Below are 16,183 nucleotides of genomic sequence, written 5' to 3'. Positions count from 1 at the left end.
TAATATAACTAAAGAAGCTGATTTGTATGGTGTAGATTGAGCCAAGATTTGTGAGGGTGATTAAATGAATTTCTTAGTAAACTTAATAATAAAGACATCGGTAGATACATTATATTTGACAGGGATGATAATTCTTGTAGGATTCATCCTTGGCTTTTTAAGGGAGCATTCAATAGAAAATTTGCAAAGGAGTTTTGGGTGGAAGGCAGTTGCTATTATCGCTATTGTAGGTGTTCCCATACATGAAATTTCTCATGCTATTTTTTGTTTTCTCTTTGGGCACAAAATTACAAAAGTGGTACTAATACAAAAGAGAGACGAAAATGGTGTACTTGGGTATGTAAAGCATGCCTATAATCCTAATAGTGTATATCAACAGATAGGTAATTTTTTCATAGGCACTGCACCTATATTTGGAGGAATCGCGTCTATAATAGCTTTAATGTACGTCATAATTCCTAAGACATATAATGAATTTATAACTATATCTATTAATAATTTAAATGTAACTAAATTAAACGGTATAGCTCTGAATGGAATAATGACTTCTTATGTTAATTTAATAAAAATAATCTTTTCAATTAAGAATTTTACTAATCCCTATTTTATATTGTTTTTATTTTTAGCTATATGTATTTCATCTCATATATCGTTAAGCTCTGCGGATATTAAAGGGGCCTCTAAGGGATTATTTATAATATTCCTAATAATATTAGGTCTCAATACCCTTGGCATTTCGAGATTTGTTATGGCTGAAGATATATTGAAATATAACATTGTATTAATAGGATTTCTCATAGTATCATTGATTTTTTCAAGTATAACTTACATTGTAAGTTTACTAATATCATTAATAAAAATATAACGCAATGAAAGCACTGTTTGTTATTTAGCTAGAGCCTAGTATATTAATTAAAAATTTGATACAATAAATATAATTGTTATAAAGGATGTGAAGGTTTTGGAACTAGAGGATAAAGATAAGGATATTATAAAAGAAGTTTTAATAAAAAAAATAAAACCATTTCTTATATATATTTGGATCATATGCAAAAGGAACTTCACGCGCAAATAGTGATATAGACATAGCATTTTTAGGTGATGAAGCTTTTAGTGAATATGAAATATTTATGATTTCACAAGAGATTGCAAGTTTACTTAATAGAGAAATAGATCTTGTAGATTTAAGAAAATCATCTACAGTATTTAAATCACAAGTAGTAGGAACAGGTAAAACGATTTATTGTAATAATGATACGAGAAGAATGTATTTTGAAATGTATACATTTAAGGAATACGCTTTATTAAATGAAGAAAGAGCAGCTATATTGGAAAACATAAAGAAGAGAGGCAATGTGTATGGGGAATGATAGTGTAGGATGTATTTAAATGAAAATATAACCATAAAAATTCAAGAGAAAAAGGTAACAACAATGATTAAATTCATTGTTGTTACCTTTTTTCTTCTTAGTTATTTGTTTATAATTTTTGATTCACTGTATAAGAAAGATGCGACACCTTTGAATAACACAACAGTTGAGTTTTTTTAAAAATAGAGTATACTATAAAAGAGAACGGAGGTTTTCTAATGCAATATTTGAAGGAAGAGGTAAGAAATAATATAGTAGAAGAATCTCTAAAGGAATTTAAACAAAGGGGATACAAAGGCACATCAATAAGGGGGATAGCTAAGAACTCTGAAACATCAGTGGGGAATTTTTATAAATATTTTCATAGTAAAGATGATTTGTATGAAAAATTAATTGGACCTGTATATGATAGACTAATGGATTACATTAATCAGTTTAATGAAGTAGAAATAAACGAAGAAGCAGATGATATTTTTTATAAATTAATGGAAAAGATAATGGAGATATTTAAAGAAAATAGCATAGAAATTACAATATTACTTAATAAAAGCGAAGGATCCAAATATGGAAATTGTAAAAAGACCTTCGTTGAGTTCGTAACTAGAATAGTTTCAGAGAAAATGAAATATGAGCTGTCACTCCAGGGGAAAAGACTTAAAAATAATTTTATTATTTATCTTATATCATATAACCTTGTGGAGAGTATTTCTATCATTTTAAGAGAGAAAGACGACGGAGCTCAGGTGAGAAAACTTATTATTGATATAATAGATATATTTTATAAAAATATTATGAGCAAGTTAGATTGTGAAAATATAAGTTAGGAGATAAAAAATGAAGAATTTTATAGAACTAAAAAATGTGAAAAAAACTTATACCATGGGAGAAGTTATCATCAAAGCAGTAGATGATGTTTCATTTTCTATAGAAAAGGGTGAATTTGTTGTGGTTATTGGTGCTAGTGGTGCAGGTAAAACAACAATACTTAACCTTTTGGGAGGTATGGACCAGGTTACTACTGGAAATATTATTGTGGATGGCAATGATATAAGTGAATACAATAAAAAAATGCTCACAAAATATAGGCGTGACGAAATAGGATTTGTATTTCAGTTCTATAATTTAGTACAAAATTTAAATGCAATTGAGAATGTAGAGCTTGCAGTTGAAATTTGTAAAAACCCAATGAATCCTGAAGAAGTACTTAAAAATGTAGGCCTTGAAAATAGAATGCGGAATTTCCCGTCGCAGCTTTCGGGAGGAGAACAGCAAAGAGTTTCCATAGCGAGGGCCCTTGCAAAAAATCCTAAGTTACTTCTTTGTGATGAGCCTACAGGAGCACTGGATTATAATACTGGTAAGTCGATACTTAAGTTACTATCTGATACTTCAAAAAAGCATGGCATGACTGTCATAGTCATTACACATAATTCCGCTATAACCCCTATTGCTGACAAGATAATAACAGTTAAAAGTGGTAAAGTTGAAAGCGTAATGAAAAATGATAATCCAATGTCTATCGAAAGCTTGGAGTGGTAGAAGTGAAGAAAACATTTTTTAAAAATTTATTTAGAGACATAAAAAAGACACTTTCAAGGTTTTTATCTATAGTAATAATCATTGCAATGGGAGTAGCTTTTTATGCTGGAGTTCGAGCTACTAGTCCAGATATGAAAAAATCAGCGGATTTTTATTTTAATCAAACTGAGTTTATGGATTTTAAACTTATATCTACACTTGGACTTACAAAGGATGACTTAGCTGAGGTCCAAAAACTAAAAGGTGTAAAAAAGGCTGAGGGTTCATTTTCAATAGACGCAGTAGTTGAAAAAGATAAACATTCCCTGGTGATTAATGTTAATTCAATTCCTCCTGAAAGTGGCATAAATAAGGTAAAAATCATCACAGGAAGAATAGCAAAAGCTAACAATGAAGTTGTAGTGGAAGAAGGATTTTTAAAAGAAAATAAACTTAAAATAGGGGATGTTATAGAACTTAAATCAGGAAAAGATGCTTTAATAGATAATGACCTAAAAAATAGCAGATTTAAAATAGTAGGAACAGCGCTGTCACCTTTATACTTATCAGCTCAAAGACAGCTAAGTTCAGTTGGTAATGGAACTGTTCGGGGATTTATTTATATACTACCTGATGTATTTAAAAGCGATGTTTATACAGAAATATATGTAAAAGATGATAGTGAAGAATCAAAAGATAGTCTTATATTAAGTGAAGATTATAAAAAAACTTCTAACAATATGAAGCAAGATCTTAAGGACATTGGAGTTATAAGAAGTAAAGTAAGGTATTCGCAAATATTAAAAGCTACGCAAGGTAAAATAAACATAGCAGAAAATAATGATATTAAAAAACCAGAATGGTATGTTCTTGGAAGAGATGCTAATCTGGGATATGAAACATATAGACAAGATAGTGAAAGAATAGATAACATAGGCAAGGCCTTCCCACTTATATTTTTCTTAGTGGCAGCTTTAGTTAGCCTTACAACTATGACGAGAATGGTTCAAGAAAATAGAATTGAAATAGGAACTTTAAAAGCTTTAGGATATTCAAGAATGGCCATAACTACTCACTATTTAATATATGCACTTTTAGCTAGTATAACAGGTAGCATAGTAGGTGTGTCTTTCGGATTTAGACTTTTTCCTCCACTTATAATGAATGCTTATAGCTCGCTTTATTCTATTCCAAGTTCTTTAACTCCTTTTAACCCTAGTTTAGCGCTTCAATCTTCATTAATCGCTATACTATTTACAACTCTTGCAGCGGGAGCGGCGACACTTGAGGAATTAAGAGAAGCACCAGCATCTTTGATGAGACCAAAACCGCCAAAGGCTGGAAAGACTATATTACTCGAAAAAATAACTTTTATATGGAAAAAGTTGAGTTTTACAAGTAAAGTTACTGCAAGAAATATATTTAGATATAAACAAAGGTTTTTCATGACCGTAATAGGCATCGCGGTGTGTACAGGACTTATGATAACAGGATTTGGACTTAAATCAGGAATAATGGGTGCTGTGGAAAGTCAGTTTACAAATATATATAGATATGATATGCAGTCAACACTTAGGAAAGACATAGACGATAATCAAAAAGATATCACACAAAATAAAATAATGAAAGATGATAACGTAAAATCAGTTTTATTTTCATATACAAAAAATGGAACGGTGGATCTTTATAAATCTGGTAGAGAAGATGCATATTTAGTGGTTACAGAAGATAAGAAGGAACTTAATAAGTATATTAATCTTACAATGAAAGGTACAGATCTAAGCCTTAAAGAAGATGGTGTAATTATTACTGAAAAATTATCGAAACTTATGAATAAAAAAATTGGAGACATATTTGAGATAACCATAAATGATAAAGTGGTAAAAGCTAGAATCTCAGGCATAACAGAGCATTATCTACAACATTATATTTACATAAGCTCTGATTATTATAAAAAAATAACTGGGGAAAATCTTAAATTTAACGGGTTTTATGGACTTTTAAAATCAACATCAGATAGTGCAGAAGATAACACCACAAAGGTACTAACACGGACTCAAAATATAGGATCTATAAATTACAAAAACAAAGCACATTTTGATTTTAATAAAACCACGAAGAGTATAAATTCAGTGGTGCTCGTTCTAATAGTATCCGCAGGAGTCCTTGCTTTTGTTGTAATATATAATCTTACAAATATAAATATAAATGAAAGAAAAAGAGAATTGTCTACAATAAAACTTTTAGGATTTTATGATAGTGAACTTGCACTATATATATACCGTGAAAATATTATATTAACGGTAATAGGAAGCCTAACTGGAATAGCTGTGGGAATACTCCTATGTGGGTTTGTAATTAACACTTCAGAGACTAATGTAATGATGTTTATGAGGAAAATTGACCCTATTTATTTTCTATATTCAGTGTTACTTACAATTTCATTTTCTATAATTGTAAATTTAGTTATGTACAGAGAATTTGGTAATATAGATATGATAGAATCACTTAAAAGTGCAGAATAACACTACTAATTCAAGTAAATGCGTTGTACTTTAGAAATATTGATATTATGAATGACATAGAAAATAATAGCTTTCTTTGTCATGGGAGGATCTGCAAATTATATTATAAAAGCTGTGAAATTAATTTCACAGCTTTTATAGATTTAGACTTCTACTGTATACATTATAGGTTGTGTAATAATAATAGAAAGATAAATACTTCCTAATATACTTCCTTGCCTAAGCGTTAACGAATCTGTACTTATAGTACTTGAAAATGAAACTAAAAGTCTTGGTATTAAGCTCAATTTTCTTGGCTTTTTTCTAAATATATACCTATTAAAAATTCAAATAAAATTAAAATATTAGAATAGAAGGAAGTTGCTAATTTATTACGATCATCCATAGTATTCATATCATATAATTTAAAGTTTATATCTGATATTTTAGCTAATGTATTATCTACATCTCCTGTAAAGGAAACTATTTTTATCCCGTTTTTTTTAGCTGATTCAGAAACTTTTACTAAAAAGTCTGTTTCCCCTGACTTTGAGACACTTATAAATAGCTTTGCTTTAATGGCATTTACATCATAGCTTTCATAAGATTCAGAAAAAATACAATTAAAACCAAGAACTAATAATTTTCTAGTAATATATTTTGCAATAGATTCTGAAAATCCTTGTCCACAGGTATATATGATTTGACCTTTATTTTCCATTAATAAATCTATAAAGTCACTTATTTTTTTAGATTCTATCAATGATAACAATTCTTCTAAGTCCACGCCATAGTATTTATTATTTTTTTGCCCTGAAAAATGCGATTTTTTATCTTTCAATGTAAAATTCAAATTATAATACATATCTAAAAATCCGGAATAACCTATTTTTTTTGCTAGATTCATAATAGTAGTAGTAGATGTATAATTTTCCTTTGCTATACCTCTTACCCCTATTTCTTTAACATTCTCTATATTATTTATAATATAAATTAATATGTTTTCATCTGTACCACTTAACTGATATTTATCCACCATTTTGCTAATATCTAAGTTCATGCGTTTTTCACCTACTATAAATATTATATAATTTGTTTAATAAATGTTGTATTATTTTCACTACTATATTATACCTTATATTCTGGACAATAAATTAAGAAATTTCTACATTTAATTTTATAGATTTTTTTACTTGCATATTTAATAATTAAACAAAGTTAAATATCCCCACAACATGCCAACGGGAGACTTTCTGTAGTAAATGTAGTTGAATTCTAATTATCTCACAAAATAATTAAAAATAAAAAAGAGACTGCCCAAAATAGATCTAAAATCTATTTTTAAGACAGTCCCAACTTTTAAAACACTAAATTATATTCACTTCAACAACTATTTTAATTCAGGCCAATATTCTTTGTTTACTTTAATTAAATCATCTAAAATATTCTTAGCAACACTTGCACTAGGTACAGTTTTAGAAAGTGTAATAGCTTGCCACAATTTTAGATAGGATTTCTCTATCCAAGCTTCAACTACTAATTTTTCTACAGAAACTTGTTGCTGCATTAATCCCTTCTGGAATTGGGGGATTTTTCCTACTACTAATGGTTCTGGTCCATTGCTTCCAACCATACAAGGTATTTCAACCATAGCTGTTGGATCAAAGTTTTCAATGGCACCATTATTCTCTACAATTAATAGCATTCTTTCCTGTGAATTATATGCTATAGCTGTTGCTAGATCAACTATATATGATGCATGATCATCGACATGCAATTCACATCCTTGTGTAGATTGTTGTTCAATAATTTTTCTACACTCACCAAACACAAACTTTTCTCTTCCATCCATTACTTCATTAGATCTTGTATATTCTTTATTTGAATGTTTAACAACATAATCCTGAAATAAATAATATTTTAAATAAGTATTAGGCAACGTATTTGGGTCTAATGCATATACATCTTTTGCTTTTGCAAAGGTATCGTACCAACTTGTCTCAGTTTCTTGAGTACCTCCTTCACCAATTATATAACCATATTTAGCAACATGTTCTTTTATTTTTGGCATTAAGTCATTTCCAGCAGTATCGCGTATGTCTGTCCACCAACCAAAATGATTAAGACCATAATAGCGAACTTTCATATCTTTTCTAGATTTTAGTCCTAAAATTTCAGCCATGCGTACTTCTGTACCTATTGGCATATCACATATGTTTAATATCTTCGAATTAGGCCTTAATTTTCTGGTTGCTTCTGCAACTATTGCTGCGGGGTTGGAGTAGTTTAACATCCATGCATCTGGTGAATATTTCTCCATATAGTCAAGTATTTCAATAACTCCACCAATGGATCTCATTCCATAAGAAATACCTCCTGGACCACAAGTTTCTTGTCCAAGTACATCATACTTCAATGGGATTTTCTCATCTAATTCACGCATTGCATATTTACCTACTCTTATATGGGCCATAACAAAGTCTGTATCTGTAAATGCTTCTTTTGGATCTGTTGTTACAGTAAATTCAATTTCTGGTGCTTTCTCCTTCAAAACAACAGCACATGCTCCAGCCACTATTGCCTGTCTTTCCTTATCGTTGTCATATAATGTTAGTTTTCTTATAGGAAACTTATCTAAGTTGTCTAAAAGCATTAATATTATTCCAGGTGTAAATGTACTTCCACCACCAGCTATTGTTACTGAAAATTTACTCATTTTTATTCCTTCTTTCTAATTTTATATATAATCTATAAATAGGTGAATTATATTCCGTTTATTTACCTATCCACAGTATTTAACTCCATGATTATTTACAGAAAAATTTTTTTAAACACTAAGATATTTATCAATGTCACTTCTTACTCCACTTACTTTAGGTCCATATATAACTTGAATGTTACTACCATGTTTTATTACACCTAAAGCTCCTGTGGATTTCAAAACTACTTCATCAACTTTATCGGCCTCTGTTATTTTTATCCTTAAACGAGAAAAGCAATTATCCACAGTTTCTATATTTTTCTTTCCTCCAAGAGCTCCCACTATTACTGATGATAAATCAGCACCTTGGGTTTTAACTTCTGCTTCATGCAATGAACTAGTACTAACCTTATCTTTATAATCTTTTTTAGTATATAATTTCACTTCACTATCTTCTCTACCTGGAGTTTTTAGATTAAACTTGATAATTAAAAAATTAAATAAAAAGTAAAATGCGATTAGTTCAACTAAACCTACACCTATAGCTATAGGCCATCTAGTCCTACTAATTCCGGCTGGTAAATTATATGTTAAGAAATCTATAATACCACCTGCTGAATAAGTTCTAACTCCGAGTGCTACTACAATAGTTTGAAATATCCCATCAAATACAGAGTAAGCTACCCATAAAGCTGGTGCTATAAATAAAAATGTAAACTCTAAAGGTTCTGTAATACCAACCAAAACTGATGTTGCTACTGCTGGTATTAAAATAGCCTTTAATTTAACCTTATTCTCTGGTTTAGCTGTTTTGTAAAATGCTAAAGCTGCTCCTACTAAACCAAACATTTTAACCATACCATACTGTAAATATTTTGCAGAAGGATCAAAAACTTTTATTGATGGATCTGTTAACTGTGCTAAAAAAATATTATAAGCTCCAAAAACTGTTTTCCCACCGATTTCTAATGTTCCACCAATATTAGAGTAAGAAAATGGAGTCCATATCAAGTGATGTAATCCGGTTGGAATTAACACTCTATTTAAAAATCCATATAAGAATACACCAACATAACCTGATACATTTATAAAACCTGTTAGACCACTGATACCGATTGCAATAACGGGCCAAACATAGCTAAATGCTATCCCAAGGATTAGTAAAATAGGTACTAAAACTAAAAGAACTAATTTTGTGTTTCCATAAAACGCAAATGCACCTGGAAATTCTTTATTACTAAATTTATTATGAGTAAGTGCTACTACTACACCAAGAATTATTCCTAAGAAAACACCCATATCTATTACTTGAAATCCCAAAATTATAGTTTGACCTGTCCCATATAAATCTGAAGCGGTTTTGTAATTTACTAATTTTCCTGTTAAAGTAAGCCACTCATTATTAGCTCCTAAAAATATTAAAAATGAAAGTAATGCCACAAGAGCCGCTTCTGCTTTTTTGTCTTTTGCCATACCCATAGAAATACCAACGCAGAAGAGGATGCATAAATTATTCATAATAGGCCAAAGACCACTTGCAATATATTTTCCAACATTTATTAGAGAACTACCATTTCCAACAATTGTCGGGTTACTTAATATAGAGGACAATGCAATAATTATACCAACAATAGGTAAAAACAATACTGGAACTACTATAGCTCTTGCAAAAACTTGCATTCCACTTACTATTTTTTCTTTCATTTGAAAATTCTCCTTTTCAATTTTATTGAAAGCTTTTGAATGTAATCATTTACTTCTTGTATATGTCGTCTAACTTTTGTAACGATTTGTTATTACTTACATTTTAACAAATTTTTGTATGAATTTAAACAGGCAAGCCCCATTAAAAAACAGGTTAAGTCAATTGATAACCTGTTTTTTATACAAATATAAAAATATGCCCGGGAAATAATTTGTGATTTTCCATGGGCCTTTTTTCTTTGCGTTAAATTATATTTTGAGTTATCTTCAATTTAAAAAAGCTTGATCTGCAGCAGGGATAATTTATCTCAATGTTTGGAAGTATATATAGGAAAACCTAAAAAAAACGGTAGAGACTTATAAATAAAAATTAAGTTAAAAGGTGTGGTGCATTAGAATGATGTTTTTAGACAGAAAAGATGCAGGGGAAAAGCTAACTGATAGTCTTGAAAAATTTAAAGATGAAGATGTAATTGTACTTGCGGTGCCAAGAGGTGGACTCGAAATAGCTTATGATACAGTAAAAAGATTTGGGTTTAAATGGGATTTGATTATTCCAAGAAAAATAGGGGCACCACATAACAAGGAGTTTGCAATAGGTGCAGTGTCTGTGGATGGTAGTTATTTTATAAATAATCATTACGTGAAAATGATTGGTATATCACAAGAGTATATCGAGAAGGAAGTTTTAGAGCAAACAAAAGAAATTAAAAGAAGAATGAAAGAGTACCGTGCAAAGGATACATTTCCTGAGGTTAAAGATAAAACAGTTATAATTATTGATGATGGGATTGCTACGGGATTTACTATCCTGGCTGTAATAAAATCTGTTAAAAAGCAAGGAGCTAAAAAAATCATTCTAGCTATTCCTGTAGGTCCTATGGAAGTTATTGAAGAATTCAAAGAACTTGTAGATGAGGTAATATGCCTATATATACCAGATGAATTTTATGCAGTAGGTTCATATTATAAGGATTTTAAGCAAGTTATAGATGAAGAAGTATTTAAAATCATGAATGAATTGAGGGGATAAATTATGGAGTATAAGCTTGTTGCGGTAGATATGGATGGAACCCTCCTTACTCCACAATTAGAGATATCAAAGAAGACTGTAGAAACTATAAATAGGGTTATAGAAAAAGGTGTTGTATTCACTCTTTCAACAGGACGAATGTATCTTGCAGCTATGCCATTTGCAAATATGCTTAATCTAGATGTTCCTATAATAACTTGTAATGGAGCCCTTATTAAATGTTCTAAAACAGGAAAAGTATACGACGCAAAGATAATTGATAAAGAATATTCATCAAAGATTATAAGTTACTGTGAGGAAGCTGGTTTATCAGTAAGTATTTATAGAGAAGACGATATATATGTTAAGAAAAATAGTGAAAATCTAGATATACACATACAACTAGATCATGCAAAACCACAAATTGTAAACGATTTTGATTCACTTTTAGAGGGTTCAATTATTAAAATAATGTTTAATAGTAGTAATAAATATAATCTAGAACAGCATACACGAAAACTATTTGAATTATATAAGGAAAAATTAAATTTCTACTTTTCATTACCCCATTTTGTTGAGATTGTTAACAAAGAAGCAAATAAGAGTAATGCTCTACAGAATTTAGCACTTAAATTTAATATAAAAAGGGAAGAAACAATTGCTATAGGAGACAACTTTAATGATATGGATATGATAGAATATGCAGGACTTGGAGTTGCAATGGGAAATGCTCCAGATTATTTAAAAGATGCGGCTGATTTTGTAACCCATTCTAATGATGAAGATGGAGTGAGGCATGTTTTAGAAAACTTTATACTAAAATAAATAGATAGCTGTAATTATACCGTGACGTTTAAGGGTAGTCATGACTAGTATAAATAAACGCATTATGCTTCAAAATGTACAATAGCGTTTTTGCTTATGCAATTGAATAATATATAGTATAATATAAACTATATATTATTCAACGAGAGAAACTTTTTTTAAGGGGGAATTTATCTTATGAATAAACAACAATTTGGAGTTATAGGCGTTGGTGTTATGGGTAAAAATTTAGCAATAAACGTTGAAAGCAGGGGAATATCTGTTTCAGTTTATGATCGAAGTAAAATTGCCACAGATAAGTTATTAATAGAGGTGAAAGAAAAAAATATTGTGGGAACATACTCTATAGAAGAGTTTGTGAACTCTATTGAAATTCCGAGAAAAATATTAATTATGATTAAAGCAGGAAAGCCTGTGGATGAAGCAATAGAAGAATTAATACCATATATATCAAAGGGTGACATAATAATTGATGGCGGCAATTCATATTTTATGGATACAATACGTAGAAGTAAGAAACTTGAAGATTTGGGTTTTAAATTTATAGGGGCAGGAGTTTCAGGAGGAGAAAAAGGGGCTTTAAAAGGCCCAGCGATTATGCCAGGAGGCCAGATTGATGCTTATAAAATAGTAGAACCAATTTTAACAGCTATATCTGCAAAAGTAGATGGAGAATCGTGTTGTACTTACATTGGAGCAAATGGGGCAGGACATTATGTAAAGATGGTTCATAATGGTATTGAGTATGCAGACATGCAGCTTATTTGTGAAGCTTATGCACTTTTAAAAGGAGTTCTTGGACTTTCTAATGATAAAATTCATGATGTGTTTGCGCAGTGGAATAAAGGTGAGCTGAATGGTTATTTAATGGAAATAACTAGTGAAATATTTGCACAAAAAGATAATGAGTCCGGAAAGCACATGGTTGATATTATTTTAGATAAAGCAGGCCAAAAGGGAACCGGGAAATGGACGAGTCAAAGCGCTCTAGATTTAGCGCTGCCAATACCTACAATAACAGAGGCTGTTTTTGCACGTTGCATTTCGAAAGTAAAAGATGAACGAGTGTTGGCAAGTGATATACTAAAAGGGCCAGATGAATTATTTGAAGGGGATATAAATGAGTTTATAGAATCAGTAAGAAGAACTCTTTATACAAGTAAAATATGTTCATATGCACAGGGATTCGCGCTTATGAAAGCTGCAGCAGTAGAATATAACTGGGACCTTAAATATGGCGAAATTGCTAAAATATTTAGAGGTGGGTGTATTATTCGCGCTCAGTTCCTTAACAAGATTAACGTTGCCTATGAAAATGATGCTAATATTAAAAATCTAATGTTAGATTCTTATTTCAAAAATATCCTTAGTAGTTATCAAAAGGATTGGCGATTTGTAGTATCCACAGCTGTAAATTTAGGTGTGCCAGTTCCAGGGTTTTCTAGTGCAATAATGTATTATGATAGTTATAGAAGCGCAAATCTCCCAGCAAATTTACTTCAGGCACAGAGAGATTATTTTGGTGCCCATACATTTGAAAGAGTTGATAAAGAAGGGACATTCCATCATGAATGGGTAAGTGAAACTAAATAATAAATATCAAAACCTGTAGTTTATATTTTAGACTGGAGGTTTGTTTTGTTAAAACGATATAATGCCTAGCACTTTATATGTACCGTAAAAATATTATATTAACGGTAATAGGAGGTTTAATTGAAGGACTGCCTTAAAAACAATAGAAAAGGCAGTCCATTTTTCTGTTGTTTTTATGAATATGTTCAAAAACATTCCGCATGCCAGTATATTACATTTTACAAGAAATTTCAACTAAATTCTCAAAGAACTACTTATAAATTGGTAGATATAAGACTTTGGGATAGGAATTTAAAGTAATTATATTGACAAAGCTATCCAAATATGTAAAAATGAATATGGAAGTTTACAAAATAAGCATATGGAGGATAAAAATGTCGAAAAAAGTTTTAAAAACTTTTTAGCAAAATTAGTTATTTTAACTTTTGAGATCATTTTATTTCCAACAATAATAACATTTGCTGCAAATTCTGAAATACCGGGAATTTCAACCTTATCCGCAAATCAAGGGGGCGCAGATGTTGATGGCAAGTATGATATTTTCATAAATTTGTGGTATGGCAATCTTATTATACGAGGGGGATTATTAATGAAAGGAACTAAAATTATTTCATGTATAACTATGGCAGCACTGATGGTCATAGCTGTAGGGATAACAACAAATGTGAAAGCTGAAACGATTAAAGAAATTAAGCCGGTAACAGAAATGGCTCACAAGAATGTAGTTACATATTTCCCTAATTGGGCAATGTACAACTCTGCTCATCAATCAATGGAACCGAAGGATATACCATGGACAAAAGTTAATGTAATTAATCATTCATTTTTCTCAATAAATAAAGATTTTAAAATCACTTCAATAGATACTTATGCGGACTATGAGAAGACAATGGAGCATTCAGGAGGGTGGGATTCTCCACTAAAAGGATGTTTAGGAGAGTATAAGTATTATAAAGGCATATATCCAGATAAGAAGATACTTATTTCTGTTGGTGGTTGGACACGAGGAGAAAATTTTCATGCAATGGCTATGACGGCAGAAACTAGAAAAGTATTTACAGATAGTGTTGTTGAATTTTTAAAGCAGTATCCATTTATAGATGGTATCGATATAGATTGGGAATATCCAGGTGTAGATAGAAAGGCAGAACCAAATGATCAATACGATAAAGGATGTCCAGGTGGGCCAGAGGATAAAGTCAACTATACATTACTATTGAAAGATATAAGGGATGCATACAATGCAAATGGATTATCAGGTAAAATGTTAACTGTAGCAGCTGGAGCAGGCTATGATAAGATGGCATTAGTAGAACCATCTAAATATGAACAATATCTTGATTACATGAATGTTATGACTTATGACATTCATGGTGCATGGGAACTAACTACGAATCATCAGGCAGCATTATATGTTAACCCTGAGGATCCATCAGGTACAACCCAAACAGATTTGAAGAATAAATATAATTCAGATTATGCAATGAAGGCTTATAGAGATATTTATAAAATTTCTCCATCAAAGCTTAATATGGGATCACCATTATATTCAAGAGGTTGGAAAGGTGTTAAACCAGGACCAAACGGAGATGGGTTATATCAAAGTGCAACTGGAGCTTCTGCGGGATCTTTAGATAATGCATCCTCACCAGGTGGACAAGAACCATGGTTTATATTAAAGCAACTAGAAACTACCCCAGGTTGGAATAAATACTATGATACTAAAGCAAATGCAGTATATTTATATAATGCATCAAAGGGTGAATTTTTAACTTATGAAGATGAAAAGACATTAAGTGATAGATGTGATTATGTAAATGCCAATGGCTATGGTGGAGTATTTATTTGGGATGCTTCTGATGATGATTTATCAAAAGGATCTCCAATGACAACCATAGCATGGAATAAAATGAGTACCCCCGTAGTAAATAAACTACAAGCAGCAACTTTAACAGCAGGAGCGGTAAGCAATGGAGCATATAAACTAACAGCAATAGTCCCAGCTAATAATACAGCAACTTCATATACTATAATGGAAGGTGCGAAGACTATAACAAATGGTACATTAGTAGCAGGACAAACTACAACACAAACAATAGTATATGATAGCACAGGTAAGGAACCAGGAACGTATGATTACATAGTAGAACTTTCTGATGGAACAAAAAGCATTACATCAAATCAAGTAACTGTAATAGTGCTACCACCAGTAGTAAATAAACTACAAGCAGCAACTTTAACAGCAGGAGCGGTAAGCAATGGAGCATATAAACTAACAGCAACAGTCCCAATTAATAATACAGCAACTTCATATGCTGTAATGGAAGGTACGAAGCAATTAACAACGGGTAAATTAGTAGTAGGACAAACTACAACACAAGCAATAGTATATGATAGTACAGATAAGGCACCAGGTACTTATGATTATACAGTAGTAGTAACCGATGGAACATCATCACTTATATCAAATAAAGTATCAGTAACCGTTCCAAAAGTAGTGGGCAAATTGCCAGCTAAACCAAGCTTAACTCAAGATAACTGGGATAGTAGTTCAGATTATAAAATAATTATGAACATGTGGTGGGGAGAAAATGGTACTTCTTGGAGGCTATATGAGAATGGAGTACTAATTTCAACTAAACCATTAGTAGCAAGTGTCTTAAATGCCCAAACAGATTCCGTATCATTTAAAGGGAAAGCAAGAGGAACTTATGTGTATAAGGCAGAACTTGTTAATGATGCAGGTATTACAGTATCTGATGAATTCAACTATACTGTAAGATAGTAAATAGTCAATCTAGGTTATTCCTTAAAATTAGCAGTTATATCATAAAGTACAGTAGCGGATTTATGACAACAAAAACAGCATAATTATTAAAGGGACTGCCTTAAAAACAATAGAAAAGGCAGTCCCTTTTCTATTAACAAGTGGGTCGAATTGAATCCAACTAAGACA

General features: G+C 31.0%; 12 protein-coding genes. 9 read left to right on the top strand and 3 right to left on the bottom strand.

What is annotated here, in order from left to right; translation table 11 throughout:
• Window positions 1–64: 64 nt before the first annotated feature.
• The 5 genes from ACWJKE_RS08180 to ACWJKE_RS08160 all read left to right on the top strand — a co-directional run bounded on the left by ACWJKE_RS08180 (window position 65) and on the right by ACWJKE_RS08160 (window position 5,413).
• A complete protein-coding gene (locus ACWJKE_RS08180; RefSeq protein ID WP_216302900.1) occupies window positions 65–865 on the top strand; it encodes a hypothetical protein in 801 nt (266 codons plus the stop codon).
• Window positions 866–1,034: 169 nt separating this feature from the next.
• Window positions 1,035–1,370: a type VII toxin-antitoxin system MntA family adenylyltransferase antitoxin gene (mntA, locus tag ACWJKE_RS08175; protein ID WP_326492881.1), complete on the top strand. Its 336-nt coding sequence runs from the start codon at window positions 1,035–1,037 to the stop codon at window positions 1,368–1,370.
• 218 nt (window positions 1,371–1,588) lie between these two features.
• Window positions 1,589–2,194, top strand: coding sequence for a TetR/AcrR family transcriptional regulator (locus ACWJKE_RS08170; RefSeq protein WP_216302898.1), 606 nt, complete (start codon window positions 1,589–1,591; stop codon window positions 2,192–2,194).
• A gap of 10 nt (window positions 2,195–2,204) precedes the next feature.
• Window positions 2,205–2,909 carry an ABC transporter ATP-binding protein gene (locus tag ACWJKE_RS08165; RefSeq protein WP_216302897.1) on the top strand — a complete coding sequence of 235 codons (705 nt, stop codon included), beginning with the start codon at window positions 2,205–2,207 and terminating at the stop codon, window positions 2,907–2,909.
• A 2-nt stretch (window positions 2,910–2,911) separates the two neighbouring features.
• Window positions 2,912–5,413 (top strand): ABC transporter permease, encoded by a 2,502-nt coding sequence (locus ACWJKE_RS08160; protein WP_216302896.1) that lies wholly within the window; start codon window positions 2,912–2,914, stop codon window positions 5,411–5,413.
• A gap of 283 nt (window positions 5,414–5,696) precedes the next feature.
• Here ACWJKE_RS08160 and ACWJKE_RS08155 read toward each other — a convergent pair whose 3' ends face one another.
• The 3 genes from ACWJKE_RS08155 to ACWJKE_RS08145 form a co-directional block, all read right to left on the bottom strand.
• A complete protein-coding gene (locus ACWJKE_RS08155) occupies window positions 5,697–6,452 on the bottom strand; it encodes a MurR/RpiR family transcriptional regulator (RefSeq protein ID WP_216302895.1) in 756 nt (251 codons plus the stop codon).
• 330 nt (window positions 6,453–6,782) lie between these two features.
• The gene (locus ACWJKE_RS08150; RefSeq protein ID WP_462959323.1) at window positions 6,783–8,108 is read right to left on the bottom strand and encodes a 6-phospho-alpha-glucosidase; all 1,326 of its coding nucleotides are present in this window, start codon (window positions 8,106–8,108) and stop codon (window positions 6,783–6,785) included.
• A 111-nt stretch (window positions 8,109–8,219) separates the two neighbouring features.
• Window positions 8,220–9,797, bottom strand: coding sequence for a PTS transporter subunit EIIC (locus tag ACWJKE_RS08145; RefSeq protein ID WP_216302893.1), 1,578 nt, complete (start codon window positions 9,795–9,797; stop codon window positions 8,220–8,222).
• Between the two features lie 397 nt (window positions 9,798–10,194).
• On the opposite strand from ACWJKE_RS08145, the gene ACWJKE_RS08140 reads away from it, so the two are divergent.
• The 4 genes from ACWJKE_RS08140 to ACWJKE_RS08125 all read left to right on the top strand — a co-directional run bounded on the left by ACWJKE_RS08140 (window position 10,195) and on the right by ACWJKE_RS08125 (window position 16,012).
• Window positions 10,195–10,830: a phosphoribosyltransferase gene (locus tag ACWJKE_RS08140; RefSeq protein WP_253198162.1), complete on the top strand. Its 636-nt coding sequence runs from the start codon at window positions 10,195–10,197 to the stop codon at window positions 10,828–10,830.
• 3 nt (window positions 10,831–10,833) lie between these two features.
• Window positions 10,834–11,634: a Cof-type HAD-IIB family hydrolase gene (locus ACWJKE_RS08135; protein ID WP_216302892.1), complete on the top strand. Its 801-nt coding sequence runs from the start codon at window positions 10,834–10,836 to the stop codon at window positions 11,632–11,634.
• Window positions 11,635–11,811: 177 nt separating this feature from the next.
• A complete protein-coding gene (gene gndA, locus ACWJKE_RS08130; protein WP_216302891.1) occupies window positions 11,812–13,227 on the top strand; it encodes an NADP-dependent phosphogluconate dehydrogenase in 1,416 nt (471 codons plus the stop codon).
• 361 nt (window positions 13,228–13,588) lie between these two features.
• Window positions 13,589–16,012 (top strand): glycosyl hydrolase family 18 protein, encoded by a 2,424-nt coding sequence (locus tag ACWJKE_RS08125; protein WP_253198161.1) that lies wholly within the window; start codon window positions 13,589–13,591, stop codon window positions 16,010–16,012.
• Window positions 16,013–16,183 lie beyond the last annotated feature (171 nt).

Source organism: Clostridium sp. CM036 (assembly GCF_055081135.1).
The sequence above is the reverse complement of the archived record's forward strand: the minus strand, read 5'-3'. Positions and strand labels throughout refer to the sequence as shown.

Coding starts and splice junctions, on each gene's coding strand:
- ACWJKE_RS08180 (WP_216302900.1), top strand. CDS start 65: ATGAATTTCTTAGTAAACTTAATAATAAAGACATCGGTAGATACATTA.
- ACWJKE_RS08170 (WP_216302898.1), top strand. CDS start 1,589: ATGCAATATTTGAAGGAAGAGGTAAGAAATAATATAGTAGAAGAATCT.
- ACWJKE_RS08165 (WP_216302897.1), top strand. CDS start 2,205: ATGAAGAATTTTATAGAACTAAAAAATGTGAAAAAAACTTATACCATG.
- ACWJKE_RS08155 (WP_216302895.1), bottom strand. CDS start 6,452: ATGAACTTAGATATTAGCAAAATGGTGGATAAATATCAGTTAAGTGGT.
- ACWJKE_RS08150 (WP_462959323.1), bottom strand. CDS start 8,108: ATGAGTAAATTTTCAGTAACAATAGCTGGTGGTGGAAGTACATTTACA.
- ACWJKE_RS08145 (WP_216302893.1), bottom strand. CDS start 9,797: ATGAAAGAAAAAATAGTAAGTGGAATGCAAGTTTTTGCAAGAGCTATA.
- ACWJKE_RS08140 (WP_253198162.1), top strand. CDS start 10,195: ATGATGTTTTTAGACAGAAAAGATGCAGGGGAAAAGCTAACTGATAGT.
- ACWJKE_RS08135 (WP_216302892.1), top strand. CDS start 10,834: ATGGAGTATAAGCTTGTTGCGGTAGATATGGATGGAACCCTCCTTACT.
- gndA (WP_216302891.1), top strand. CDS start 11,812: ATGAATAAACAACAATTTGGAGTTATAGGCGTTGGTGTTATGGGTAAA.
- ACWJKE_RS08125 (WP_253198161.1), top strand. CDS start 13,589: ATGGAGGATAAAAATGTCGAAAAAAGTTTTAAAAACTTTTTAGCAAAA.